The organism is Jeotgalibacillus alimentarius (genome assembly GCF_000829445.1).
Lineage (GTDB): Bacteria > Bacillota > Bacilli > Bacillales > Jeotgalibacillaceae > Jeotgalibacillus > Jeotgalibacillus alimentarius.
In genome coordinates, this window is sequence record NZ_JXRQ01000005.1 from 1 (window position 1) to 25294 (window position 25294).

General features: G+C 45.5%; 25 protein-coding genes, 2 rRNA genes and 2 other annotated features. All 27 genes read left to right on the forward strand.

Translation table 11 applies throughout. The annotated features are described in order from the left end of the window. Window positions 1–99 (forward strand): 23S ribosomal RNA (locus tag KP77_RS00495); the annotation flags it as partial. A 70-nt stretch (window positions 100–169) separates the two neighbouring features. Further along, window positions 170–285 (forward strand): 5S ribosomal RNA (gene rrf, locus KP77_RS00500). A gap of 393 nt (window positions 286–678) precedes the next feature. Beyond that, window positions 679–1140 (forward strand): CtsR family transcriptional regulator, encoded by a 462-nt coding sequence (locus KP77_RS00505; RefSeq protein WP_041120808.1) that lies wholly within the window; start codon window positions 679–681, stop codon window positions 1138–1140. Window positions 1141–1158: 18 nt separating this feature from the next. Next, a complete protein-coding gene (locus KP77_RS00510; protein WP_041120809.1) occupies window positions 1159–1707 on the forward strand; it encodes a UvrB/UvrC motif-containing protein in 549 nt (182 codons plus the stop codon). Then, window positions 1697–2776, forward strand: coding sequence for a protein arginine kinase (locus KP77_RS00515; RefSeq protein WP_041120810.1), 1080 nt, complete (start codon window positions 1697–1699; stop codon window positions 2774–2776). Before KP77_RS00510 ends, KP77_RS00515 begins: the two co-directional genes overlap by 11 nt. After that, a complete protein-coding gene (gene clpC / locus KP77_RS00520) occupies window positions 2773–5211 on the forward strand; it encodes an ATP-dependent protease ATP-binding subunit ClpC (RefSeq protein ID WP_041120811.1) in 2439 nt (812 codons plus the stop codon). The genes KP77_RS00515 and clpC overlap by 4 nt, the downstream gene beginning before the upstream one ends. Before the next feature lie 64 nt (window positions 5212–5275). Beyond that, window positions 5276–6652: a DNA repair protein RadA gene (radA, locus tag KP77_RS00525; protein ID WP_041120812.1), complete on the forward strand. Its 1377-nt coding sequence runs from the start codon at window positions 5276–5278 to the stop codon at window positions 6650–6652. 3 nt (window positions 6653–6655) lie between these two features. Continuing rightward, a complete protein-coding gene (gene disA / locus KP77_RS00530; RefSeq protein ID WP_041120813.1) occupies window positions 6656–7720 on the forward strand; it encodes a DNA integrity scanning diadenylate cyclase DisA in 1065 nt (354 codons plus the stop codon). A gap of 137 nt (window positions 7721–7857) precedes the next feature. Then, a complete protein-coding gene (locus tag KP77_RS00535) occupies window positions 7858–8958 on the forward strand; it encodes a PIN/TRAM domain-containing protein (protein WP_041120814.1) in 1101 nt (366 codons plus the stop codon). 12 nt (window positions 8959–8970) lie between these two features. Then, complete coding sequence (gene ispD / locus KP77_RS00540; protein WP_041120815.1) at window positions 8971–9651, forward strand: 2-C-methyl-D-erythritol 4-phosphate cytidylyltransferase; 681 nt, start codon at window positions 8971–8973, stop codon at window positions 9649–9651. Window positions 9652–9666: 15 nt separating this feature from the next. Then, complete coding sequence (gene ispF, locus KP77_RS00545; protein WP_041120816.1) at window positions 9667–10143, forward strand: 2-C-methyl-D-erythritol 2,4-cyclodiphosphate synthase; 477 nt, start codon at window positions 9667–9669, stop codon at window positions 10141–10143. Between the two features lie 245 nt (window positions 10144–10388). Next, the gene (gene gltX, locus KP77_RS00550) at window positions 10389–11846 is read left to right on the forward strand and encodes a glutamate--tRNA ligase (protein ID WP_041120817.1); all 1458 of its coding nucleotides are present in this window, start codon (window positions 10389–10391) and stop codon (window positions 11844–11846) included. Window positions 11847–11919: 73 nt separating this feature from the next. Further along, window positions 11920–12137: a binding site (T-box leader), on the forward strand. Between the two features lie 97 nt (window positions 12138–12234). Then, a complete protein-coding gene (gene cysE, locus KP77_RS00555) occupies window positions 12235–12885 on the forward strand; it encodes a serine O-acetyltransferase (protein WP_039806237.1) in 651 nt (216 codons plus the stop codon). Continuing rightward, window positions 12882–14279: a cysteine--tRNA ligase gene (gene cysS, locus KP77_RS00560; RefSeq protein ID WP_041120818.1), complete on the forward strand. Its 1398-nt coding sequence runs from the start codon at window positions 12882–12884 to the stop codon at window positions 14277–14279. Before cysE ends, cysS begins: the two co-directional genes overlap by 4 nt. 1 nt (window position 14280) lies before the next feature. Further along, window positions 14281–14706 carry a Mini-ribonuclease 3 gene (locus KP77_RS00565; RefSeq protein WP_041120819.1) on the forward strand — a complete coding sequence of 142 codons (426 nt, stop codon included), beginning with the start codon at window positions 14281–14283 and terminating at the stop codon, window positions 14704–14706. Further along, window positions 14699–15442, forward strand: coding sequence for a 23S rRNA (guanosine(2251)-2'-O)-methyltransferase RlmB (rlmB, locus tag KP77_RS00570; RefSeq protein WP_041120820.1), 744 nt, complete (start codon window positions 14699–14701; stop codon window positions 15440–15442). Before KP77_RS00565 ends, rlmB begins: the two co-directional genes overlap by 8 nt. 6 nt (window positions 15443–15448) lie before the next feature. Beyond that, window positions 15449–15961 (forward strand): NYN domain-containing protein, encoded by a 513-nt coding sequence (locus tag KP77_RS00575; RefSeq protein ID WP_041120821.1) that lies wholly within the window; start codon window positions 15449–15451, stop codon window positions 15959–15961. A gap of 4 nt (window positions 15962–15965) precedes the next feature. Next, complete coding sequence (gene sigH / locus KP77_RS00580; protein WP_041120879.1) at window positions 15966–16685, forward strand: RNA polymerase sporulation sigma factor SigH; 720 nt, start codon at window positions 15966–15968, stop codon at window positions 16683–16685. A 77-nt stretch (window positions 16686–16762) separates the two neighbouring features. Beyond that, window positions 16763–16912 carry a 50S ribosomal protein L33 gene (gene rpmG, locus KP77_RS17740; protein ID WP_084218539.1) on the forward strand — a complete coding sequence of 50 codons (150 nt, stop codon included), beginning with the start codon at window positions 16763–16765 and terminating at the stop codon, window positions 16910–16912. Window positions 16913–16968: 56 nt separating this feature from the next. Beyond that, on the forward strand, window positions 16969–17148 hold the full coding sequence (secE, locus tag KP77_RS00585) for a preprotein translocase subunit SecE (RefSeq protein ID WP_041120822.1): 180 nt from the start codon (window positions 16969–16971) through the stop codon (window positions 17146–17148). A gap of 245 nt (window positions 17149–17393) precedes the next feature. Then, window positions 17394–17930, forward strand: coding sequence for a transcription termination/antitermination protein NusG (nusG, locus tag KP77_RS00590; protein ID WP_041120823.1), 537 nt, complete (start codon window positions 17394–17396; stop codon window positions 17928–17930). Window positions 17931–18371: 441 nt separating this feature from the next. Next, a complete protein-coding gene (gene rplK, locus KP77_RS00595) occupies window positions 18372–18797 on the forward strand; it encodes a 50S ribosomal protein L11 (RefSeq protein WP_039806251.1) in 426 nt (141 codons plus the stop codon). Window positions 18798–18902: 105 nt separating this feature from the next. Continuing rightward, window positions 18903–19601, forward strand: a complete 699-nt coding sequence (gene rplA, locus KP77_RS00600) for a 50S ribosomal protein L1 (RefSeq protein ID WP_041120824.1) — start codon at window positions 18903–18905, stop codon at window positions 19599–19601. Between the two features lie 58 nt (window positions 19602–19659). After that, window positions 19660–19803 (forward strand) — a sequence feature (ribosomal protein L10 leader region). Between the two features lie 41 nt (window positions 19804–19844). Beyond that, window positions 19845–20345: a 50S ribosomal protein L10 gene (gene rplJ, locus KP77_RS00605; RefSeq protein ID WP_041120825.1), complete on the forward strand. Its 501-nt coding sequence runs from the start codon at window positions 19845–19847 to the stop codon at window positions 20343–20345. A gap of 65 nt (window positions 20346–20410) precedes the next feature. Next, window positions 20411–20773: a 50S ribosomal protein L7/L12 gene (gene rplL / locus KP77_RS00610; protein WP_041120826.1), complete on the forward strand. Its 363-nt coding sequence runs from the start codon at window positions 20411–20413 to the stop codon at window positions 20771–20773. 77 nt (window positions 20774–20850) lie between these two features. Next, on the forward strand, window positions 20851–21453 hold the full coding sequence (locus tag KP77_RS00615; RefSeq protein ID WP_041120827.1) for a class I SAM-dependent methyltransferase: 603 nt from the start codon (window positions 20851–20853) through the stop codon (window positions 21451–21453). Window positions 21454–21677: 224 nt separating this feature from the next. Next, window positions 21678–25238 (forward strand): DNA-directed RNA polymerase subunit beta, encoded by a 3561-nt coding sequence (rpoB, locus tag KP77_RS00620; protein ID WP_041120828.1) that lies wholly within the window; start codon window positions 21678–21680, stop codon window positions 25236–25238. The last annotated feature ends 56 nt before the right edge of the window (window positions 25239–25294 follow it).

The window sequence follows — 25294 nt, forward strand, 5'->3', positions numbered from 1 at the left end:
TGGTAAGATCCCTGAAAGATGATCAGGTAGATAGGTTCGAGGTGGAAGCATGGTGACATGTGCAGCTGACGAATACTAATCGATCGAGGACTTAACCAATTAGGTGATTCTCGACAATCTCCTTACTTTGATGAACGTATCCAGTTTTGAAGGCGCGAGCCTTTCATAGTCTAGTGATGACAGCGAAGAGGTCACACCCGTTCCCATGCCGAACACGGAAGTTAAGCTCTTCAGCGCCGATGGTAGTTGGGGGTTTCCCCCTGTGAGAGTAGGACGTCGCTAGGCAGTTTGAAAAAGTCTTTCCTTTAGGGGAAAGGCTTTTTTTGTGCGTTTAAAAGTGAAGGAAGGGACGGAGACCGAAGTGCATGAAGGGCAAAAAACCGGAATCCTGGAGACATAAACGGCAAAAGGCTGGAATCCTAAGTGCATCCAGTGCAAAAAGCCGGGATCCCAAAGGCACAAATAAATTTTGCATTCCTTCAAAGTAAATTCCTCGACTTCTTTCTGTCTCCTTCAGCATGCAAGATGATTCCTTCATTTATCCATTTGCCGCGCTGCTATTATTCCCTCACAAATCTCTACTCAGCTGTACCCAACCCCTCAAATTGCACATAACCTAAAATGTGTTGTATAATCATAGTCAAAGATAGTCAAAGTCAAGGTGGGGGAGGTGGCAATGTGAAAAATATTTCTGATGTGATTGAAAACTATTTGAAAGAGGTTTTAGAGAAGAGCGGGAGTGAAATAGTGGAAATAAAGCGCAGTGAAATTGCTGAGCGTTTTCAGTGTGTGCCTTCTCAAATTAATTATGTGATGAAAACCCGTTTTACGATTGAAAGTGGCTACGTTGTGGAGAGTAAGCGTGGCGGCGGAGGGTATATACGTATTATAAAGGTAAAAAGCGATGATCACGCTCATTTAATTGATCAGATATTAGCAATTCTTCAGCCGGCAGTCCCACAGGCTGCTGCTGAGAGTGTGGTTTTCAGGCTGATTGATGAAGACGTTATTTCTAAGCGTGAAGCAAAGCTGATGCTTAGTGCGATGGATCGTTCGACGCTTAATGTCCCGCTGCCTGTCAGGGATGAAGTGAGGGGACGTATGCTGACTGCTATGCTGACGGTTTTAAAATATCAATAAGGTCGCGGGGTGATCGAGATGATGTGTGAACAATGCCAGGAGCGGCCTGCTGCTGTTCATTTAAAAAACGTGGTGAATGGAAAGTCGACTGAGGTTCATTTGTGTGAAGTGTGCGCGCAGGATAAGGGCGAGGCTTTTATGAATGATGATGGTGCTTTTTCATTCAACCATTTGCTTGCAGGGCTGTTGAATGTTTCGCCGGTCATGAAGCAGAATCAGCCAACACAAAACAGGCGCGAGACAGTGGAGTGCAGTGGTTGCCAGATGACGTTTGACCAGTTTTTAAAGATTGGTAAGTTTGGTTGTCCTAAGTGTTATGAATCATTCAGAGATCAGCTGCCGCCTATTTTAAAAAGACTGCACAGCGGTAATACTGTTCATCAGGGGAAGCTGCCTGAACGTCAGGGCGGCACGATTCATATGAAGAGAAAGGTCAGTGATCTTCGTGTTGAATTGAAATCACTGATTGAGCAGGAGGAATTTGAACAGGCTGCGACGATTCGTGATCAAATCCGTTCTCTTGAAAAAGAAATAGATGGTGAAAGGGGCGGTGCTGATGAGTCTTAAGAGGTTTTTGAATCAGGCGGTCAGCTCCTGGATGAATGAGGATGGCCCTGCTTCTGAGATTGTACTTTCAACAAGGATCAGGCTGGCCAGAAACCATAACCGCTATGCGTTTCCTACTGTATTTACAAAGGAAGAGGCTGAACAGACTGCCCAGGCAATGAGAACTGCTGTAGAGCAGGCAGGTTATCCGCTTGAAGAACTGAAAATGCAGGATCTTCAGGGGCTTGAGAAAAGGGTGCTCGTGGAAAAGCATCTGATCAGTCCGAATCTTGCAGAGGATGCAGGCTCGTCATCTGTGTGGCTGTCAGATCAGGAAGATATCAGTCTGATGGTGAATGAAGAGGATCATTTAAGAATTCAGTGTCTGTTCCCAGGGCTTCAGTTAAAAGAAGCTTTGCGAAAGGCGCTTGAAATTGATGATGCGATTGAAAAGCATTTTGATTATGCGTTTGATGAGAATTTCGGTTATCTGACGACGTGCCCGACAAATGTGGGGACGGGATTGCGTGCATCTGTTATGATGCATTTACCAGGATTAATGATGACGCACCAGATGAACCGGATTATTCCGGCAATTGGACAATTTGGTCTGGTGGCAAGAGGAATTTACGGTGAAGGCAGCGAAGCTTTAGGTAACATCTTTCAGATCTCCAACCAGACGACTCTCGGTAAGTCTGAAGAAGACATTACAGAGGATCTGCTGCACGTGGTGGATCAGATTATTACCCAGGAGAAAGCTGCCCGGGAAGCACTGGTGAAGTCATCAGGTATTCAGCTTGAAGACAGAGTATTCCGGTCATATGGAACGCTGCGTTACAGCAGAGTGATCGAGTCAAAGGAAGCGGCGAAATGTCTGTCAGATGTTCGCCTCGGTATTGACCTTGGCTTCATTGAAAATGTGTCGAGAAGCATTTTGAATGAGCTGATGATTTTAACGCAGCCAGGATTTTTACAGCAGTATGCAGGAGGTTTCCTGCGTCCTGTGGAAAGAGATATCAGACGTGCTTCGCTGATCCGCGAGCGTCTGGAGATGGATGTAAGTAAAGATAAAGGAGGATCAGACTTATGATGTTTGGACGATTCACAGAGAGAGCACAAAAAGTATTAGCATTGGCACAGGAAGAGGCGATCCGTCTTTCCCATTCAAATATCGGTACTGAGCATATCCTTCTTGGTCTCGTTCGTGAAGGAGAGGGCATTGCAGCGAAAGCACTGCAGACGCTTAATTTGAGCACAACGAAAATTCAGGAAGAAGTAGAAGAATTGATCGGCAAAGGGACAGAACAGTCACCGAGCGTTCACTATACACCAAGAGCAAAGAAAGTGATTGAGCTTTCAATGGATGAAGCCCGTAAGCTTGGTCATTCCTATGTAGGAACTGAACATATTCTGCTTGGTTTAATCCGTGAAGGAGAAGGCGTGGCAGCACGCGTACTCAATAACCTTGGCGTGAGCCTGAATAAAGCCCGCCAGCAGGTACTGCAGCTTCTCGGCAGTAATGAAGCAGGCAGCCAGCAGGCGTCAAACGCGAGTGCGAATACGCCGACGCTTGACGGACTTGCACGCGACCTGACAGTCATTGCACGTGAAGGAAGCCTTGATCCGGTTATCGGAAGAAGTAAGGAAATCCAGCGTGTGATTGAAGTGTTAAGCCGCCGTACGAAGAATAACCCTGTATTAATCGGGGAGCCTGGTGTAGGTAAAACAGCGATCGCTGAAGGATTGGCTCAGCAGATTGTACAAAATGAAGTGCCGGAAATCCTGCGTGATAAGCGCGTAATGACACTTGATATGGGTACCGTTGTTGCAGGTACAAAATACCGCGGTGAATTCGAAGACCGTCTGAAAAAGGTAATGGATGAGATCCGTCAGGCAGGAAACGTGATTCTATTCATCGATGAGCTTCATACATTGATTGGTGCAGGTGGAGCAGAGGGTGCGATTGATGCATCCAATATCCTGAAACCGTCACTTGCACGCGGTGAGCTTCAGTGTATCGGTGCGACGACGCTTGATGAATACCGTAAATATATCGAAAAGGATGCAGCGCTTGAACGCCGTTTCCAGCCAATTCAGGTAGATGAGCCGACAGCTGAAGAGTCAGTACTGATTTTAAAAGGACTGCGTGACCGCTATGAAGCCCACCACCGCGTATCAATTACTGATGCAGCGATTGAAGCGGCAGTGAAAATGTCTGACCGTTATATTTCAGACCGCTTCCTTCCTGATAAAGCGATTGACTTAATTGATGAAGCAGGCTCTAAAGTGCGTCTGCGTTCATATACAACACCGCCTAACCTGAAAGAGCTTGAAGCTAAGCTTGAAGGCATCCGTAAAGAAAAGGATGCTGCTGTACAGAGTCAGGAATTCGAAAAAGCGGCTTCTCTTCGCGATTCTGAGCAAAAGACGAAAGAAAAGCTTGAAGAAACGAAAAAAGTGTGGAAAGAAAAGCAAGGACAGGAGAATACTGAAGTCACTGTTGAAGATATCGCACATGTGGTTTCTACGTGGACGGGTGTACCGGTATCACGCCTTGCTGAGACTGAAACGCAGAAGCTTCTGCATCTTGAAGATTCGCTCCACGGCCGCGTGATCGGTCAGGAAGATGCGGTAACGGCGATTGCCAAAGCCGTACGCCGTGCCCGAGCAGGTCTGAAGGATCCGAAGCGTCCGATCGGCTCATTCATTTTCCTTGGACCAACCGGTGTCGGTAAAACGGAGCTTGCCCGCGCACTTGCTGAATCAATGTTCGGTGAAGAGGACGCGATGATTCGTATCGATATGTCTGAGTACATGGAAAAACACTCGACTTCACGACTTGTCGGATCACCTCCAGGCTATGTAGGCTATGAAGAAGGCGGTCAGCTGACTGAGAAAGTCCGCCGTAAGCCATACTCAGTTGTGCTGCTTGATGAGATTGAAAAAGCGCACCCTGATGTATTTAATATTCTTCTTCAAGTACTTGAAGATGGACGCCTGACAGATTCTAAAGGCCGTACAGTAGACTTCCGTAACGTCGTACTGATTATGACATCAAACGTTGGTGCAAGCGCACTGAAGCAGAACCGTCATGTAGGGTTTGCGGTACAGGATTCGAGTCAGGATTACAAGGATATGAAAGGTAAAGTGCTTGAAGAATTGAAGCGCGCCTTCCGTCCGGAGTTCCTGAACCGTATCGATGAAACCATTGTGTTCCACTCACTTGAAAAGAACCATTTAAAACAGATCGTGTCACTGATGGCAGGAGAACTTGTGAAACGCCTGAAGGAAAAAGACATTGATCTCGTGATTACAGAAGCAGCGAAAGAAAAAATTTCAGATGAAGGCTTTGATCCTGAATATGGAGCGCGTCCGCTGCGCCGTGCGATTCAAAAGCATATCGAAGACCGCCTGTCTGAAGAGCTGCTGAAAGGCAATGTGCTTGAAGGCTACAGAGTGGAAATTGATTATAAAGACGGTGAGTTCACCGTATCACGTAAAGAAGAAGTAGATGTAACGCAATAATGTCTGAAGGTGCACGTGTGAATGAATACAATCACGTGCACCTTTTTTAACGGAGGTTATCAGTTTGGCAAAAAAGAAATCCAAGTTTATGTGTACGTCATGCGGGTATGAATCTGCTAAATGGATGGGTAAATGTCCTGGGTGCGGTGAATTCAACACCATGGTGGAAGAAGTAACGGTGACAGGCAAACAGCCGAGAAAGTCTTTTACCCATACACCAGAAGGCAGCCAGTCAAAGGCTACACCGCTGATTAAAGTTGAGACACAGGAAGAAACACGGGTTATGACAAAAATGCAGGAGTTAAACCGCGTACTCGGCGGGGGTGTTGTGCCCGGTTCGATGGTGCTGATCGGGGGAGATCCCGGTATCGGGAAATCCACGCTGCTGCTCCAGGTCTCCTCACAGCTCGCTGAAACGAAAAATAAAGTACTTTATATCTCAGGTGAGGAATCCATCAAACAGACGAAGCTTCGTGCCGACCGTCTGAGTGTGACTTCAGAAGAGCTGATGATCTATGCTGAGACAAACCTTGAGTCGATTCACCACTCCATCGAGCAGGTCTCCCCTGATATTGTCATCATTGATTCTATCCAGACAGTCTACCACCCTGAAGTCACATCAGCGCCGGGGAGCGTCACACAGGTACGTGAATGTACAGCAGAGCTGATGCGGATTGCCAAAACAAAAAACATTGCGATTTTCCTTGTGGGGCACGTCACGAAAGAAGGATCGATTGCAGGACCGAGAATTTTAGAGCATATGGTGGATACAGTGCTGTACTTTGAAGGTGAACGTCATCATACGTACCGGATTCTCCGCGCTGTGAAAAACCGTTTCGGTTCGACAAATGAAATGGGTATTTTTGAAATGAGGGAAGAAGGCTTAAGGGAAGTCGGTAATCCGTCTGAGATTTTCCTTGAGGAACGTTCCCAGGGTGCCGCCGGTTCGACAGTGGTGGCTTCAATGGAGGGAACGCGGCCGATTCTTGTAGAAATTCAGGCGCTTGTTACACCGACGAGCTTTAATAACCCGAGAAGAATGGCGACAGGAATCGACCAGAACCGAGTCTCACTGCTGATGGCTGTCCTTGAAAAGCGTGTCGGATTAATGCTGCAGACGCAGGATGCCTACCTGAAAGTAGCGGGTGGCGTGAAGCTGGATGAGCCTGCAGTCGATCTCGCTGTACTCGTCAGTATAGCGTCGAGTTACCGCGATGAGCCGCCAAAGCCGTTTGACTGTATGATCGGTGAGGTTAGCCTGACGGGAGAAGTGCGCAGGGTATCAAGAATTGAGCAGCGGGTACAGGAAGCGGCAAAGCTTGGCTTTAAAAGAGTCATTATTCCTGAAAATAATATTGGCGGCTGGACATTCCCGGAAGGTATTGAAGTCATCGGCGTATCAAATGTAGCAGACGCTCTAAAGAAGACATTGGAGGGATAAAGAATGGATAACAGGAGAAGAAAGCGTCCGTCAGCTGATATTATTCAGCTTGTTGCACCGGGTACACCTTTTAGAGAAGGAATTGATAATGTGCTTCGGGCAGGAACAGGCGGGCTGATTGTTGTCGGATGCAACGATAAGATGAAGCCGCTTGTAGACGGGGGCTTTCAGATCCATTGTCCATTTTCCCCGACTTATCTGTATGAGCTGGCAAAAATGGATGGGGCTATTATTCTCAATGAATCAGGCAGTAAGATTCTGATTGCTAATGCGCAGCTGAATCCGAGTCCGATGGTGCCTTCATCTGAAACAGGTATGCGTCACAGAACAGCGGAGCGGGTGGCAAGAGAGACAGATTCACTTGTCATTGCGATTTCACAGAGAAGAAACGTCATTACACTGTACAAAGGAACATACCGCTACGCATTAAAAGAGATTGCTGTCATTTTGGCCAAAGCGAATCAGGCGCTTCAGACGCTTGAGAAATACCGCACTGTGCTTGATCAGAGTCTGTCACACTTAACGCTGCTTGAATATGAGGAAGCGGTGACGTATAACGATGTTTTACAGGTGATTCACCGTTTTGAAATGGTCATCCGGATTAAAAATGAGCTCCTGCTCTACCTGAATGAACTGGGATCGGAAGGCCGTCTTGTGCGGCTGCAGCTGAATGAGTTGCTGGCTGACCTTGAAAAAGAAGCGGTAATGGTCATCCGGGATTATGCTTCACAGGATCATGCTGGTGCCCATGATATGTATGAGGCGTTTGCTGAAAAAGTGTCATCTAAAATCATGGAGGATGAATCAATCATGAAAATGCTTGGTCATCCGTCATCGACTGAATATGAAAGCCAGACAGTGCCAAGAGGGTATCGCGTGCTGAACAAAATCCCAAGACTGCCGCTTACGATTATTGAAAATATCATAGGCGATTTCGGTACGCTCGATCAGCTAAAGAAAGCGACAGTTGAGGAACTGGATCAGGTGGATGGAATCGGCGGCATCCGCGCAAGGAAAATTAAAGAGGGATTGAAATCAGTGAGAGAACAGTCTCTGGCGGACCACTAACAAAAAATGGTTTGTAAGCACTCTCTTTGTATGATATGATAATTCATTTTTATTAAAATTGACTTGCTTATTACTGTCATGCTACTCTTTTCACAAGCTTTCATTATAGAAAAAATTTCATCTGAGGAGGTGAAGGAATGTTAAAACGTATTATTCAAGTCTGTTTCCTGATCGTTGGCGGAACATTAGGCGTATTTTTATTACCTGAATTAGTTCTTATACCTTTTAATCTTGATTATGCACTTTTAAACAACCCTTATGTGACTGCTATTTTAGGAGCGATCATCTTTTATGCTGCTACGTTTTGGGCCATTAAGTATGTAGTCAATTTTATTACCTGGGCAGAGGATTCCCTTGTGAAGGCACCTGTTACAGATATTTTATTCGGGGCACTTGGACTGATCATCGGTCTGATCACCGCTTTCCTTCTGGGGGTGGCAGTGAATGATATTGAGATTCCAATCGTGAATACCGTCGTTCCGATTCTGTTAACGCTGATTCTCGGGTATCTCGGGTTCCAGGTTGGTTTCACAAAAAGGGACGAGCTGGTCCAGCTGTTTTCAAGGGGTGGTTCAGCTAAAAGAACTGAGGAATCGGCTGCGAAGGAAGTTAGTGATGTTCCGGCTTCAAAGCGCCATAAGATCCTTGATACAAGTGTTATTATTGACGGTCGTATTGCAGATATCTGTCAGACTGGCTTTTTAGACGGTGAGATTGTCATTCCTCAATTTGTGCTTGGTGAGCTGCAGCATATTGCGGATTCATCAGATGCATTGAAACGTAACCGCGGGCGCAGGGGACTGGATATTTTAAAAAGAATCCAACGCGATATCCCGATTCAGGTTACGATTTATGAAGGTGATTTTGAAGAAATCCAGGAGGTCGACAGTAAGCTTGTCAAGCTTGCAAAAGTACTGAATGGTATTGTCGTGACCAATGACTTCAACTTAAATAAAGTATGTGACCTGCAGGATGTGCAGGTACTGAATATTAATGATCTTGCCAATGCTGTAAAACCTGTTGTGCTACCGGGTGAAGAACTGCACGTGCAAATGATCAAAGACGGTAAAGAACAAAATCAGGGAATTGCCTACCTTGATGACGGCACGATGATCGTAGTCGAGGACGGCAAAAACTTTATCGGTAAACATATCGATGTAATTGTAACGAGTGTGCTTCAGACGTCAGCCGGCCGCATGATTTTTGCCAAGCCTAAGTCTTATGAAAAAGCACTGTAAAGGGAGTTTCAAATGACATATGAAGTGGTAATTCCGGCAGCGGGCCGGGGCAAGCGCATGGGGGCAGACCGCAATAAGCTGCTGCTTGAATTAAAGGGGATTCCGGTTATCGTCCATACGCTGCAGGTATTTGAACGCGATCCACTGTGCAGCGCCGTCATTCTTGTTATTCATCCTGACGACAAAAAGACGCTTGAAGAGCTGATTGATCAGTATCATCTGACAAAAATCACGCAGATGGTGACAGGCGGTGCTGAACGCCAGCATAGTGTCTACGAAGGACTGAAGAAGGCTGCTGCTAAGATTGTGATGGTTCATGACGGAGCGCGTCCTTTTATCAGCCAGGAGGTCATCCACAAGCTTGCAGAAGCCGCTGCATCAAAAGGCGGTGCGATTGCGGCTGTTCCTGTAAAAGATACGATTAAAAAAGTTAAAAACGGCACAGTAACCGAAACAGTGGAGCGTTCAGATCTGTGGTCAGTTCAGACACCTCAGGCTTTTTTACTTGAGGTGCTGATGGGTGCGCATGAGGAAGCAGTCCGTACAGATTTTCTCGGCACAGATGAAGCGTCACTGGTCGAAAAAACTGGCGGAAAAGTAGCGGTTATTGAGTCGGATTATGATAATATAAAGCTGACAACAAAAGAAGATCTCGTTTTTGCTGAAGCGATTTTAGCGAAAAACGGTCAATAGAGAGGGGAAACTGCCATGTTTCGAATTGGACAGGGCTATGACGTCCATCAGCTTGCAGAGAACCGTCCGCTCATTATCGGCGGGGTAACGATTCCTTACGAAAAAGGACTTCTCGGTCATTCAGATGCAGATGTACTGCTTCATGTAGTGGCGGATGCAGCGCTGGGTGCGATCGGTGAAGGTGATATAGGAAAGCATTTTCCGGATACAGAACCCGAATTTAAAGATGCCGATTCAAAGAAATTACTTCAGCACGTCTGGAGTATTGTCAGAGAACACGGTTACCGCTTAGGCAACATTGACTGTACGATTATCGCGCAAAAGCCGAAGATGGCGCCTCATATCAGTGACATGCGCAAAGTAATCGCAGAACTGCTTGAAGCATCAGAAGGCCAGGTCAATGTCAAAGCGACAACAACTGAACAGCTGGGCTTTGAAGGTCGCGGCGAAGGAATCGCTGCACAGGCAGTTATTCTTTTGCAGAAAACCTAATAAGCAGAGCTGCTTAAAGTCTTTTTGAATTTATAAACTCATAGGTGCATGATTTTATAAAAATACACTTTGTAACATGCACAGCGGTGATCGCAGTGGAAGGCGGCGACTCCGGGACGATTAGAGGGAAGCTGAGACCCCGCAGCCGAAGGCGAGGAGGCTCAGCAACCTCCGTCCGGAAAGCGTCCGCCTGAAACGGAGATCTAACGCCAAAATATTAAGCAATCATTCTAGGAGGATTTTTTATGTCTACAGACATTCGCGTGCGTTACGCACCAAGCCCGACAGGACACCTGCATATCGGGAACGCAAGAGCAGCTTTATTCAACTACCTATTCGCAAGAAGCCACAATGGGACATTCATTATCCGCGTTGAGGATACAGATACAAAGCGTAATATTGAAGGCGGAGAGGAATCTCAGCTTGAGTACCTGAAATGGCTCGGTATTGACTGGGATGAAAGTATTGATGTAGGCGGAGATTACGGTCCGTACCGTCAGTCAGAGCGTAACGACCTTTACAAAAAGCATTATGATGACCTGCTTGAGCGCGGGCTTGCATATAAATGCTATTGCACAGAGGAAGAACTTGAAGCAGAGCGTGAAGGACAGATCGCACGCAGCGAGATGCCACGCTACAGCGGAAAGTGCCGCAACCTGACAGATGATGAGCGTGCAGCACTTGAAGCGGAAGGCCGCAAGCCGAGTATCCGTTTTGCTGTACCACAGGGTAAGACATATACATTCAACGATATCGTAAAAGACGATGTGTCATTTGAAAGTGATGGAATTGGCGACTTCGTTATTGTGAAAAAAGACGGAATTCCGACCTATAACTTTGCAGTGGCAGTAGACGATCACTATATGGAGATCTCTCACGTCCTGCGCGGAGATGACCACATTTCTAACACACCGAAGCAGCTGATGATTTATGAAGCGTTCGGATGGGATATTCCGAAGTTCGGTCATACGACACTGATTGTCAATGAAGAGCGTAAAAAGCTGAGTAAGCGTGACGGCTCAATCATTCAGTTCATCGAGCAGTATAAAGACCTTGGCTATCAGCCGGATGCGTTATTTAACTTTATTGCTCTGCTTGGCTGGTCACCTAAGGGTGAAGATGAATTATTCTCAAAAGAAGAGCTGATTGAGCGCTTTGATGCTGACCGTCTGTCTAAGTCACCGGCTGTATTCGACACGAAGAAGCTTGAATGGATGAATAATCAGTATATGAAGAATCTTGACCTTGATGAGGTTGTGGCGCTGTCAGTTCCTCACCTTGAAGAAGCAGGTAAGATTCAAAAAGACCGCACACCTGAACAGGATGAGTGGGTAAGAAAGCTTGTCGGACTTTATCAGGAGCAGATGAGCTATGGTGCTGAGATCGTGGCACTATCAGAACTGTTCTTTAAAGATGAGATTGCCTACGACGAGGAAGCGAGCGCTGTCCTTGCTGAGGAGCAGGTGCCTGAAGTGATGGCAGAACTAAGCCGCCAGCTTGAAGCACTTGAAAACTTTGAAGCATCAGAGATTAAAAAGGCGATTAAAGCAGTGCAAAAAGAAACGGGTCATAAAGGTAAAAAGCTGTTCATGCCAATCCGTGTAGCAGCGACTGGCCAGACACACGGACCGGACCTTCCGAGTGCAATTGAAGTATTAGGAAAAGAAAAAGTACTGGCACGCCTAGCGAAGCTGACTGATTAACATTTTGAAAAGAATAGTATATAGTATGTCTATAGAAAACTTTTAAACAGCTGATGAACACACAGTGATATAAATAAAAGCTTTGAGAGGGAGAAGTAGGAAAAGTGGAAGCACCGAAAGAGAGAACCGCCATCAGGCTGAAAGCGGTTTGGGCTGAATGCTTTCTGAAATGCACCCTTGAGTCTTTTGCTGAAAGTTGATGTAGGCAACAGCGGTTCAGGCCGTTATCCTGATTAAGTTGGGGGTAGTATTGCCTCAAACAGAGTGGAACCGCGCAAAAGCGTCTCTGTCATTTGACAGAGACGCTTTTTCTATTTTAAAACAGTTAATTCTGATCGTATTAGTTGGTTTTAGGTGTGAATCGGATAAAATGAAAGGAGTGAACCGTATGTTCAAGCGGATTCGTGAAGATATAGATACCGTGTTCGACCAGGACCCGGCAGCCCGCTCAGCTTTTGAAATCGTTCTGACTTATTCAGGGCTTCATGCGATCTGGGCTTACCGGATTGCACATTGGTTTTATAAGCGGAAAATGTTCTTTATTGCCCGGGCAATATCGCAAATTGCGAAGGTTCTCACAGGCATTGAAATTCATCCTGCAGCAAAAATCGGGCGACGCTTTTTCATTGATCATGGAATGGGTGTAGTCATTGGTGAAACGTGCGAAATCGGTAATAACGTGACAGTTTTTCAGGGGGTCACCTTAGGTGGAACCGGTAAAGAAAAAGGAAAGCGTCACCCGACACTTGAAGATAACGTACTGATTGCCACAGGTGCCAAAGTACTCGGGTCGATTATTGTCGGTGAGAATTCAAAGGTTGGAGCGGGATCAGTTGTGTTAAAAGACGTACCCGCAAATTCCACTGTGGTCGGTATCCCAGGCAAAGTCGTCATCAGAGATGGCAAGAAAGTCCGCCGGGATCTTGATCATCAGGATATGCCGGACCCGATCTGGGAGCGGATCAGAACACTCGAAACAGAACTGGCTTTTGTAAAAGATCAGCTGAAGAAAGAACGTGAAAGGAGCTCACAGCCATGAGCATTCAAATGTACAACACTGTAACAAGAAAGAAGGAACCGTTTAAACCGCTTGAAGAAGGAAAAGTATCCATGTATGTATGCGGTCCGACCGTTTATAACTATATTCATATTGGAAATGCCCGTCCGCCGATTGTCTTTGATACAGTCAGACGTCACCTTGAATACAGAGGATATGACGTGAATTACGTCTCAAACTTTACAGATGTGGACGACAAATTAATCCGTGCAGCCAATGAGCTTGGTGAAGAGGTGCCAGCAGTGGCAGAGCGCTTCATTGACGCTTATTTTGAAGATGTGGGTGCGCTTGGATGCGCACGCGGTACAGCGCATCCGCGTGTTACAGAAAACATTGACCTGATTATTGAATTCATTGAATCACTGATTGAGAAGGATTTTGCTTATGAATCAGGCGGCGATGTCTATTACCGCACAAGAAAGTTCAATGGTTACGGCAAGCTGTCTCACCAGTCAATTGATGAGCTGCGCATTGGGGCGAGAATTGAGTCGGATGAGCGGAAGGAAGACGAACTGGATTTCGTTCTCTGGAAAGCAGCGAAAGAAGGGGAGATTTCCTGGGAAAGTCCTTGGGGAGAAGGGCGTCCGGGCTGGCACATAGAGTGCTCTGCAATGGCGCGTAAGTATCTCGGGGATACAATTGATATTCATGCAGGCGGCCAGGATCTGGCTTTCCCTCACCATGAAAATGAAATTGCCCAGTCTGAAGCCTTAACAGGTAAACCATTCGCCAACTACTGGCTTCATAACGGTTATATCAACATTGATAATGAAAAAATGTCAAAATCACTCGGTAACTTTGTCCTTGTGCATGACATTTTAAAAGAAGCGGATCCACAGGTACTGAGATTCTTTATGCTGTCCGTTCACTACCGTCATCCGATCAACTATAACCGTGAATTGCTTGAAGCAGCAGGAGCGGGACTTGACCGCATCCGGACAGCTTACGAAAACTTAAAGCACCGTAAAGAAGCAAGTTCAGGCCTGACAGAAAACGATGCAGAATGGCTTGAAAAAGTGGCAGCACAGAAAGAAGCATTTATTAAAGAAATGGATGATGACTTCAACACAGCTAACGCGATCTCTGTTCTGTTTGACCTTTCAGGAGAGGCGAATCTTTACTTAAGAGAAAAGAATACCTCTCCGGAAGTGATTGATGCATTTACGGATACACTAAAAGAATTAGCGGGTGTGCTTGGCATTGAAATGAAAGAGCAGGAAATGCTTGATGAAGAAATAGATGAGCTGATCGTAAAGCGTGAGGCAGCGCGTAAAGATCGCGATTTTGCAACAGCAGACGCCATTCGTGATCAGTTAAAAGAGATGAATATCATTCTGGAAGATACAAAACAGGGTATCCGCTGGAGAAGAGGATAGTATGACGTATTCATCTCCACTTGATCCAAAGCAGCTGAATGCACTTGCACTAGCCTATATGGGGGATGGGGTCTATGAACAGTATGTCAGACACCATCTTCTCACGATCGGTACAATCCGTCCCCATGCCCTGCAGCGGGAAGCGATCTGTTACGTATCAGCAAAAGCACAGGCGCAGGTACTGCATCAAATGTTTGAAGAAGACCTGTTCACCGAAGAGGAGATGGCGATCATCAGGCGGGGGCGCAATGCAAAGTCAGGCAGCGTACCTAAGAACACAGATGTCGCTACTTACCGGTACAGCACAGCATTTGAAGCCATGATTGGCTATTTATATTTAACAGAACAAAAAGAACGTATGGAAGAGATCATATTAAAGGCGATTTCCATGATAGTGGATAGCAGAAAGGAGCCGGGCAATGAGTGAAGAGTTTATTGGCGGCAAAAATCCGGTACTTGAAGCACTGAGAGCCGGAAGAGAAATCAATAAGATCTGGATTGGTGAAGGGTCACAGAAAGGACAGATGCAGCAGGTCATCCAGTTGGCTAAAGAAGCGAATGTACTTGTGCAGTTTGTGCCGAAAAAGAAGATTGATCAGCTGATGGATGGGCAGCACCAGGGTGTTGTGGCCTCAATCGCTGCCTATGAATACGCAGAGCTCGATGACGTGTTCGCACTTGCTGAGAAGAAGGGCGAAGATCCGTTTATCATGATCTTAGATGAGCTTGAAGATCCCCATAACCTTGGCTCAATTATGAGAACAGCAGATGCAGTCGGCGTTCATGGCATCATTATTCCAAAGCGCCGCGCGGTTGGTCTGACTGCGACGGTAGCGAAAGCTTCTACAGGAGCGATTGAACACGTGCCGGTTGTGCGCGTTACAAACCTTTCCCGTACGCTTGATGAACTGAAAGATAAAGGATTATGGATTGCCGGAACGGATGCAAAAGGCAGTGAAGACTACCGCCGTTTTGATGGCACCATGCCTGTTGGTCTCATTATCGGGAGTGAAGGAAAAGGCATGAGCAGAATCCTGCGTGATAAATGTGACTTTCTGATCCACCTTCCGATGAGTGGACATGTTACTTCGCTGAACGCTTCAGTTGCTGCAAGCATTCTGATGTATGAAATCTACCGCCGCCGTCATCCGTTGGAAGGATGACGTGCGATGAAAAACGTGCTGCTCGTCGATGGCTACAACATTATAGGCGCCTGGCCTGAATTAACTGAATTAAAAAGCCACGACCTTGGTTCAGCGCGGGACAGGCTGATTGAGATGATGGCGGACTATCAAGGCTATACGGGCCACCGCGTCATTATTGTCTTTGATGCCCAGTTTGTCGAAGGCATGTCCAAAAAAATGTATAACTACCGCGTGGAGATTATATTCACGCGGAAAAATGAAACGGCTGATGAGCGGATTGAAAAGCTTGCGATTGAATTGAATGATATACGCACCCAGGTGATTGTAGCGACTAGTGATTACACAGAACAATGGGCAATATTCGGTCAGGGAGCGCTCAGAAAGTCCGCCCGGGAACTTTTAATTGAAGTGAAGCAAATCGAGAAGAAAATATCAAAAAATATTGAAAAAAACCAGTCAGCACGCCCTGTATCCAAAATTCCGATCAGTGATGAAATCGCCGAAATATTCGAAAAATGGAGGCGTGGAGACAAATGAGCGGTTGACGCTCGAAAATTCAGTAAAGTATAATATTTCTATCTATTTGTTTCACAGAGTCGGGGGGATCCATTTGAACGCACATACTCAGACGTCGGACCGAAACTTATTCAGCGGAATGGAAGACGATAAGATCATCGAACTGATTCATCACGGCAACAGCGATGCACTTGATTTTCTGATTAACAAATACCGCCATTTCGTCAGGGTGAAAGCCCGCTCTTATTTTCTGATTGGAGCTGACAAGGAAGATATTATACAAGAAGGCATGATTGGGCTTTATAAGGCAATCAGAGACTACAAGGGTGAGAAGCTGACATCCTTTAAGGCATTTGCCGAGCTTTGTATTACCCGCCAGATTATTACCGCAATTAAAACAGCAACCCGCCAGAAACACATCCCGCTTAATTCCTATGTGTCCCTGGATAAGCCGATCTATGATGAGGAGTCTGACAGGACGCTGATGGATGTTATTTCACCTGCCAAGCCGACTGACCCCGAAGCACTCGTGATCCACCGGGAGGAGTTCAGTAAGATTGAGGGGAAAGTAGCTGAGCTGCTCAGTGACCTTGAAAGGAAAGTGCTCGCACTATACCTGGACGGTCAATCCTATCAGGAAATATCTGAAGAACTGGATCGTCACGTCAAATCAATTGATAATGCCCTCCAGCGTGTCAAAAGAAAACTTGAGCGCTATCTGGAGGCGCGGGAATTGACTTTCTAGCTTGAATGTTATATTGACACAACTTCCATAGAGTGTTATTTTTTAAAGGATGCACATCCTGAAAAGGAATGAACATTATGACTAAAAAGACAATCCTTGCCTGTACGGAATGCGGATCCCGTAATTATACGATTCCTGCAAACGGTAACAGACAGACCGATAGATTAGAAGTGAAGAAATTTTGCCGTTACTGCAATGCTCATACTGTTCATAAACAGACAGTATAATGGTCTGCCCCCGGGCAGGCACAAATGAAATAACACTGGTTGGAGGGTACGTCATCATGAGTAAAATCAGCAACTTTTTTCGTAACGTTGCTTCCGAAATGCGCAAGGTCAGCTGGCCAAAGCGTAAAGAACTCACAAAGTACACTGTTACAGTACTATCAACAGTTGTCTTTGTTGCAGTGTTCTTTTTCGTAGTTGATATGGGTATTGATGCGATCATTAACTGGATTTTATAATCCGCTTTGTTTTCGCAACTGATCAGCATTTCGTGTACAATAGCAGGAGACATGCAAAAGCCCGTTTAACGGGTTTTTTCATTGTTTAAAATGATTTTTGGATATTATGACTGTCAGATAGATAAGTGTTATGTAAAATTGAATGTTGTTTTATCACAGCTGGTGATTGCGGTGGAAATCAACAGCCAGCTTTACAAGAGACTATTTAAAAAAAGGCAAGCGCCTTAAAAAGGAGGAGCCCATTCGTGGAAAAGAATTGGTATGTTGTTCACACATATTCCGGTTACGAGAATAAGGTGAAAATGAACTTGGAAAAACGGGTAGAGACAATGGGGATGCAGGATAAAATCTTCCGCGTTGTTGTGCCTGAAGAAGAAGAAACTGAAATTAAAGATGGTAAAGCAAAAACGGTGAAGCGTAAAACATTCCCTGGTTATGTACTTGTAGAGATCGTCATGACAGATGACTCATGGTACGTTGTGCGTAATACCCCTGGCGTAACAGGTTTCGTCGGTTCATCAGGCGGCGGCGCAAAGCCGACTCCGCTGCTTCCGGAAGAAGTTACACAGCTGCTTAAGCAGATGGGTATGCAGGAACGTACAATTGATGTGGACTTTGACCTTGGTGAAAATGTAACCGTGAACGACGGCCCATTTGCTAACTTTGCCGGTGTGATCGAAGAGATCGACGCTGACAAAGGAAAAGTGAAAGTACTCGTCAACATGTTCGGCCGTGAAACACCGGTTGAACTTGAATTCACACAGATTACGAAGCTGGATTAAGAGATGTTATAGCGGTTATAACTTGAGAAGAGAGGCTTTATTAAGAAGTTTAATAAAACCCATCTTTAGTATCTGCACAGATGGTGGTTGTAGCGGAAGGGGGCGACTCCAGCAGGAGAAGTTGGACAGGTGAGACCCTGCAGAGCGAAGCTCGAGGAGGCTCACCGCCGGCCCTGCGGAAAGCGTCCCCCTGGAGCTTCAACCACCAGCCAACTTGAATAAAGCCAAAATAAAACCGCTTATTTCACCAATTTCCTTAAAATATAAAAAGAACGTCTTGAATTATGATTTGAAAGATGGTAACATCTTTTAAGTCAGTATGTCTCAATAGAGAGACTGAACTAACATTTTATATTCTTTATATAAAAAGAATCAGTTTTGAGTGGGAGGGCAAAAACAAAAGCCCTATTACCACATCACGGACTTAAGGAGGTGTGTCTCGTGGCTAAAAAAGTTATTAAAATGGTAAAGCTTCAAATCCCTGCTGGGAAAGCTAATCCAGCTCCGCCGGTAGGTCCTGCGCTAGGTCAGGCTGGTGTTAACATTATGGGATTCTGTAAAGAGTTTAACGCTCGTACAGCTGATCAGGCTGGTCTTATCATCCCTGTTGAAATTACGGTTTTTGAAGACCGTTCATTTACATTCGTTACTAAAACTCCGCCGGCTGCAGTTCTTCTTAAGAAAGCAGCAGGAATCGAGTCAGGTTCTGGTGAACCAAACCGCAACAAAGTAGCGGCTGTCAAGCGTGACAAGGTACGTGAAATCGCGGAAACAAAAATGCCAGATCTTAACGCAGCTGATGTTGAAGCAGCAATGCGTATGGTCGAAGGTACGGCTCGAAGCATGGGTATCACGATTGAAGACTAATTGATGTTTTGTTTTTGGACTGGGTTGCGAAGCTGAAGAACTTTCACTCGCAACCTTTATTCGTGGGAGGTTATTCCGCTAAAACCACATTAGGAGGAACTTATAATGGCTAAAAAAGGTAAAAAGTATCAAGAAGCTGCAAAGCTTGTTGACCGTTCAGTGAACTACTCAGTAACTGAAGCAATCGAGCTTGCGCAAAAGACAAGCACAGTAAAATTCGATGCAACAGTGGAAGCGGCATTCCGCCTTGGAATCGATACTCGTAAAAACGACCAGCAGATCCGTGGAGCAGTTGTACTTCCAAACGGAACTGGTAAAACGCAAAGCGTTCTTGTTTTCGCTAAAGGCGAAAAAGCGAAAGAAGCTGAAGCGGCTGGCGCAGATTTCGTTGGAGACAGCGAGCTTGTTCAAAAGATTCAGGGCGGCTGGTTTGATTTCGACGTAATCGTTGCAACACCTGACATGATGGGTGAGGTTGGTAAGCTTGGACGTGTCCTTGGACCAAAAGGCCTTATGCCAAACCCTAAAACTGGTACAGTTACATTTGACGTTGAGAAAGCTGTTAATGAAATCAAGGCTGGTAAAGTTGAATACCGCGCTGAAAAGTCTGGTATCATCCACGTGCCAATCGGTAAGGTTTCATTTGATCAGGAAAAGCTTGTTGAAAACTTCAATGCAATCTTTGATGTTGTTCAAAAAGCGAAGCCATCTTCATCTAAGGGAACTTACATGAAGTCAGTAGCTGTAACAACGACTATGGGCCCTGGAATCAAGGTTGACCCATCTTCTGTAACAGTAAAATAATTTCTGAAACTTATTGACACAACGTGAGAGCATCTGATATGATGTTCTCTGTTGTGAAATTATATATTCATTTGTACCGTAGACAGCAGGTGTCTCAGACTTAATTTCCTGCCGAGGTCATGACGATTAAAAGAACTTTCTTTTACTTGAAATGATACGCCTCTATGTCTACTTTCCGGCATAGAGGCTTTTTTATGATCGGGACGGTATAGGTGTACAGCAAATATTACAGGAGGTGTTAGGATGAGCAGTATTATCGAGCAAAAGAAACAGGTTGTAACAGAAATTCAGGAAAAATTTCAATCAAGCGCATCATCTGTGATTGTTGATTACCGCGGACTATCTGTTGCAGAAGTAACTGAGCTTCGTAAACAGCTTCGTGAAGCAGGCGTTGAGTTCAAAGTATACAAAAACTCAATGACTCGCCGTGCTGCAGAAGCTGCTGGTCTTGAAGGTCTTGATGAAAGCCTTACAGGTCCTAATGCAATCGCATTTTCTGCTGAAGATGTTGTTGCGCCAGCGAAGATTCTTAACAACTTTGCGAAAGACCATGAAGCACTTGAACTTAAAGCAGGTGTGATCGAAGGAACTGTTGCTTCACTTGACCAAGTGAAAGCTCTTGCAGAACTTCCATCACGCGAAGGCCTACTTTCTATGCTTCTTAGCGTTCTTACTGCGCCAATGCGCGGATTCGCAGTTGCGACTCAAGCAGTTGCAGATCAAAAAGAAGAACAGGGCGCATAATTCCCTGTTAACCGGATAGCAATATCCAAAAAAACTAAAAACATTCCACGAGGAGGAACTATATCATGACTAAAGAACAAATGATCGAAGCAATCAAAGAAATGACAGTTCTTGAACTGAACGACCTAGTAAAAGCAATCGAAGAAGAATTCGGCGTATCTGCTGCTGCTCCTGTAGCTGTAGCTGGTGGCGGAGGCGGCGAAGCTGCTGCTGAGCAAACTGAATTTGACGTTGTTCTTACTGAAGCTGGTTCTCAGAAGATCAAGGTTATCAAAGTGGTTCGTGAAATCACTGGTCTTGGCCTGAAAGAAGCTAAAGAAATGGTTGATAACACACCTAAAGCTGTTAAAGAAGGCGCTTCTAAAGAAGAAGCTGAAGAGCTTAAAGCTAAACTTGAAGAAGTTGGCGCTGGCGTAGAAGTTAAGTAATTTTGCCTTAAGAAGAAAGTCCGCTTGAAATATAGCGGGCTTTTTTTATCGAAATGAAGAAGGGTGGAGTGATCAGAATGGCAGATCATTATTACTCAAAAAAACCCGGCGTTGAAAGTAAACCGAACGGGTGGAACTACACGCTTCGCGGTCATGTAATCAAATTTAAAACTGATCAGGGTGTATTCTCGAAAAAAGAAGTAGATTTCGGTTCGAGGGTGCTAATTGAAGCGTTCGAAGAGCCTGTAACCGGGGGACCGGTACTGGATGTGGGCTGCGGCTACGGTCCGATTGGTTTGTCGCTCGCTAAAAGTATGCCTGAGCGAAATATTCATATGGTCGATGTGAATGAACGGGCGCTTGAATTAGCAAAAGAAAATGCGGAACAAAACCAGATTCGCAATATCTCAATTTATGAAAGTGATTGCCTTGATCAGGTGGAGGAGCAGTCTTTTGCAGCGATTCTTACAAATCCGCCGATCCGCGCAGGGAAGCAGACTGTACACCGCATTTTTGAGCAGAGTGCAGAAAAACTTACCTCGGGCGGGGAGCTATGGGTGGTCATTCAGAAAAAACAGGGCGCACCATCTGCTAAGGCGAAACTTGAAGAATTATTCGGCAATGTGGAAACGGCTGACAAGCAAAAAGGCTACTTTATCTTCCGCGCGAAAAAAGATTGACCGGCTATACCGGTTGTGTTACTATTATAAGATGTAAAAATATTAATATCAGTAAGTATGTCCATTTTGTATAAATGGGCTGTCTTTTGGGTAAAATGGTTTAAATAAAGTTTTAAAGAATAGAAAATGTGGAGTTTTCCCGTTTTCTATTTGTGTTATGTTCGTTTTTTCTTTTTTAAAGAAACAAATGGACACTAAAATGCTTGATTTGAGGGGTGAATCAGTTGACAGGTCAACTAGTTCAGTATGGACGACACCGCCAGCGCAGAAGCTATGCGCGTATTAGTGAGGTGCTGGATTTACCGAATCTGATAGAGATTCAGACAGCTTCTTACGACTGGTTTTTAGAAGAAGGATTACGCGAAATGTTCCGAGATATTTCGCCGATCGAAGATTTCACAGGCAACTTGTCACTTGAGTTTATTGATTACAGCCTTGGTGAGCCGAAATATTCTGTTGATGAATCTAAGGAGCGTGACGTAACTTATTCTGCACCGCTGCGTGTGAAGGTTCGTCTATTGAATAAAGAAACCGGCGAAGTAAAAGACCAGGATGTATTTATGGGAGACTTCCCGCTGATGACTGAAACAGGTACCTTCATTATTAATGGAGCAGAGCGTGTTATCGTTTCTCAGCTTGTACGTTCTCCAAGCGTATATTTCCACGATAAAATGGATAAAAACGGGAAGAGAGGCTTTGGCGCAACGGTTATTCCAAACCGCGGTGCATGGCTTGAGTACGAAACTGATGCGAAAGACGTTGTTCACGTCCGTATCGACCGTACGCGCAAGCTTCCTGTGACTGTATTACTGCGTGCACTTGGTTTTGGTTCGGATCAGGAGATTATTGACCTGGTTGGAGACAACGAGTATATCCGTAATACGCTTGAAAAAGACAATACCGAAAGTGTTGAAAAAGCGCTTCTGGAAATCTATGAGCGTCTGCGTCCGGGCGAACCCCCGACAGTAGAAAATGCCAAGAGCCTTCTGGAATCACGTTTCTTTGACCCTAAGCGTTACGATCTGGCTAATGTAGGCCGTTATAAAATGAATAAAAAGCTTCATATTAAGAATCGTCTGTTCGGACAGGTGCTTGCTGAAACGCTTGCTGATCCTGAAACTGGCGAAATTATCGCAGAAAAAGGAACACTACTTGACCGCCGTAATCTTGATAAGCTGATTCCTAACCTTGAAAGCGGAGTAGGATTCGTTACGTACAATCAGGTGAGCGGAGTTGTCGAAGAAGACCTAAAGCTTCAGACAATTAAAATTCAGGTACCTAATTCTGAAGAAGGTCAGGAAATCAACGTAATCAGTAATGCATACGTTGATGACAGCGTGAAAAACATCACGGTAGCTGACATTGTATCTTCAATCAGTTACTTCTTTAACCTTCTGCATGGCGTTGGCTTAACAGATGATATTGATCACCTTGGTAACCGTCGTCTGCGTTCAGTAGGTGAGCTTCTTCAAAACCAATTCCGTATTGGTCTCTCACGTATGGAGCGTGTTGTTCGTGAAAGAATGTCTATTCAGGATACGAATACAATTACGCCTCAGCAGCTGATTAACATTCGCCCTGTAATCGCGTCTATTAAAGAGTTCTTTGGAAGCTCTCAGCTTTCTCAGTTCATGGATCAGACAAACCCGCTTGCAGAATTAACGCATAAGCGTCGTCTTTCTGCGCTTGGACCGGGTGGTTTGACACGTGAACGTGCAGGCTTTGAAGTACGTGACGTACACTATTCTCACTATGGCCGTATGTGTCCAATCGAGACACCTGAGGGCCCGAACATCGGTCTGATCAACTCGCTTTCAAGCTTCGCAAAGGTAAACCGTTTCGGCTTCATCGAGACACCTTACCGCCGCGTTGACCCTGAAACTGGCAGAGTGACAGAACGCATTGATTATCTGACTGCTGATGAAGAGGATAATTATGTTGTAGCACAGGCAAACGCCCGTCTTGGTGATGACGGTTCATTCCTTGATGAAGAAGTTGTTTCCCGTTTCCGCGGTGAAAACACTGTATTCAAGCGTGACCGCATTGACTATATGGATGTATCGCCTAAGCAGGTAGTATCTGCTGCGACAGCATGTATCCCGTTCCTTGAAAACGATGACTCGAACCGTGCGTTAATGGGAGCGAACATGCAGCGTCAGGCAGTTCCGTTAATGAATCCGGAAGCGCCTTTTGTAGGTACGGGAATGGAGCACGTTTCTGCGAAGGATTCAGGTGCTGCTGTTATTAATAAACATGAAGGTATCGTTGAGCGCGTACAGGCAAACCAGGTTTGGGTACGCCGCTTAGTAGATGTGGACGGCAGAGAAACTGAAGCCGACCTTGATAAGTACAAGCTGCAGAAATTCATCCGTTCCAACCAGGGAACATGCTACAACCAGCGTCCAATCGTTGCTGTAGGTGACCGCGTTGAAAAAGGTGAAATTCTTGCAGACGGACCATCGATGGAAGCAGGAGAGCTTGCGCTTGGACGTAACGTTCTTGTCGGCTTCATGACATGGGACGGCTTTAACTACGAGGATGCTGTTATCATGAGTGAGCGCCTTGTAAAAGATGATGTATACACGTCTATTCATATTGAAGAATATGAATCAGAGTCCCGTGATACAAAGCTTGGACCTGAAGAAATCACACGTGACATTCCTAACGTTGGTGAAGATGCACTGCGCAACCTTGACGACCGTGGAATCATCCGTGTGGGTGCTGAAGTAAAAGACGGAGATATTCTCGTTGGTAAAGTAACGCCTAAGGGTGTAACTGAGCTGACAGCTGAAGAACGTCTGCTTCATGCAATCTTCGGTGAAAAAGCACGTGAAGTACGTGATACGTCACTTCGTGTACCACACGGAGCAGGCGGAATCATCCTTGATGTGAAAATCTTTAACCGTGAAGACGGCGATGAGCTGCCCCCTGGTGTAAACCAGCTGGTACGTGTCTACATCGTACAGAAGAGAAAGATTTCTGTAGGGGATAAGATGGCCGGACGTCACGGTAACAAAGGTGTTATCTCGCGTATTCTTCCGGAAGAAGATATGCCATATCTTCCAGACGGCACACCAATTGACATCATGTTAAATCCACTGGGTGTACCATCCCGTATGAACATCGGTCAGGTTCTTGAGATGCACATGGGAATGGCTGCCCGCGCAATGGGTATTCATATTGCTACACCGGTATTTGATGGTGCCAATGAGGAAGACGTTTGGGAAACAATCGCAGAATCGGGTATGTCACGCGATGGTAAGACAGTTCTTTATGATGGAAGAACCGGCGATCCATTCGACAACCGTGTATCTGTCGGCGTCATGTACATGATCAAGCTGGCTCACATGGTTGATGACAAGCTTCACGCTCGTTCAACAGGACCTTACTCACTTGTTACACAGCAGCCACTGGGCGGTAAAGCACAGTTCGGCGGACAGCGTTTCGGTGAGATGGAGGTTTGGGCACTTGAAGCATATGGTGCTGCATATACACTTCAGGAAATTCTAACTGTCAAATCAGATGACGTTGTCGGACGTGTGAAAACGTACGAAGCGATCGTTAAAGGTGACAGCGTTCCGGAACCGGGCGTTCCTGAATCATTTAAAGTATTAATCAAAGAACTTCAGAGTCTTGGCATGGACGTGAAGATGCTGTCTGCCAATGATGAAGAAATCGAAATGCGCGACCTGGATGACGATGACGACATCCACCAGGCTGATGCATTGAACATTGCCCCGGAAACAGAAGCACCGACTTCTGAAACTGTCGGCACGAAAGAATAGTTGTGACACTGGGAATCAACAAAAGGGTGAAACCTTTAAACGAAAAGGGAGGTAGG

Coding starts and splice junctions, on each gene's coding strand:
- KP77_RS00510 (WP_041120809.1), top strand. CDS start 1,159: ATGATGTGTGAACAATGCCAGGAGCGGCCTGCTGCTGTTCATTTAAAA.
- KP77_RS00515 (WP_041120810.1), top strand. CDS start 1,697: ATGAGTCTTAAGAGGTTTTTGAATCAGGCGGTCAGCTCCTGGATGAAT.
- clpC (WP_041120811.1), top strand. CDS start 2,773: ATGATGTTTGGACGATTCACAGAGAGAGCACAAAAAGTATTAGCATTG.
- disA (WP_041120813.1), top strand. CDS start 6,656: ATGGATAACAGGAGAAGAAAGCGTCCGTCAGCTGATATTATTCAGCTT.
- KP77_RS00535 (WP_041120814.1), top strand. CDS start 7,858: ATGTTAAAACGTATTATTCAAGTCTGTTTCCTGATCGTTGGCGGAACA.
- ispD (WP_041120815.1), top strand. CDS start 8,971: ATGACATATGAAGTGGTAATTCCGGCAGCGGGCCGGGGCAAGCGCATG.
- ispF (WP_041120816.1), top strand. CDS start 9,667: ATGTTTCGAATTGGACAGGGCTATGACGTCCATCAGCTTGCAGAGAAC.
- gltX (WP_041120817.1), top strand. CDS start 10,389: ATGTCTACAGACATTCGCGTGCGTTACGCACCAAGCCCGACAGGACAC.
- cysE (WP_039806237.1), top strand. CDS start 12,235: ATGTTCAAGCGGATTCGTGAAGATATAGATACCGTGTTCGACCAGGAC.
- cysS (WP_041120818.1), top strand. CDS start 12,882: ATGAGCATTCAAATGTACAACACTGTAACAAGAAAGAAGGAACCGTTT.
- KP77_RS00565 (WP_041120819.1), top strand. CDS start 14,281: ATGACGTATTCATCTCCACTTGATCCAAAGCAGCTGAATGCACTTGCA.
- rlmB (WP_041120820.1), top strand. CDS start 14,699: ATGAGTGAAGAGTTTATTGGCGGCAAAAATCCGGTACTTGAAGCACTG.
- KP77_RS00575 (WP_041120821.1), top strand. CDS start 15,449: ATGAAAAACGTGCTGCTCGTCGATGGCTACAACATTATAGGCGCCTGG.
- rpmG (WP_084218539.1), top strand. CDS start 16,763: ATGACTAAAAAGACAATCCTTGCCTGTACGGAATGCGGATCCCGTAAT.
- secE (WP_041120822.1), top strand. CDS start 16,969: ATGAGTAAAATCAGCAACTTTTTTCGTAACGTTGCTTCCGAAATGCGC.
- rplA (WP_041120824.1), top strand. CDS start 18,903: ATGGCTAAAAAAGGTAAAAAGTATCAAGAAGCTGCAAAGCTTGTTGAC.
- rplJ (WP_041120825.1), top strand. CDS start 19,845: ATGAGCAGTATTATCGAGCAAAAGAAACAGGTTGTAACAGAAATTCAG.
- rplL (WP_041120826.1), top strand. CDS start 20,411: ATGACTAAAGAACAAATGATCGAAGCAATCAAAGAAATGACAGTTCTT.
- KP77_RS00615 (WP_041120827.1), top strand. CDS start 20,851: ATGGCAGATCATTATTACTCAAAAAAACCCGGCGTTGAAAGTAAACCG.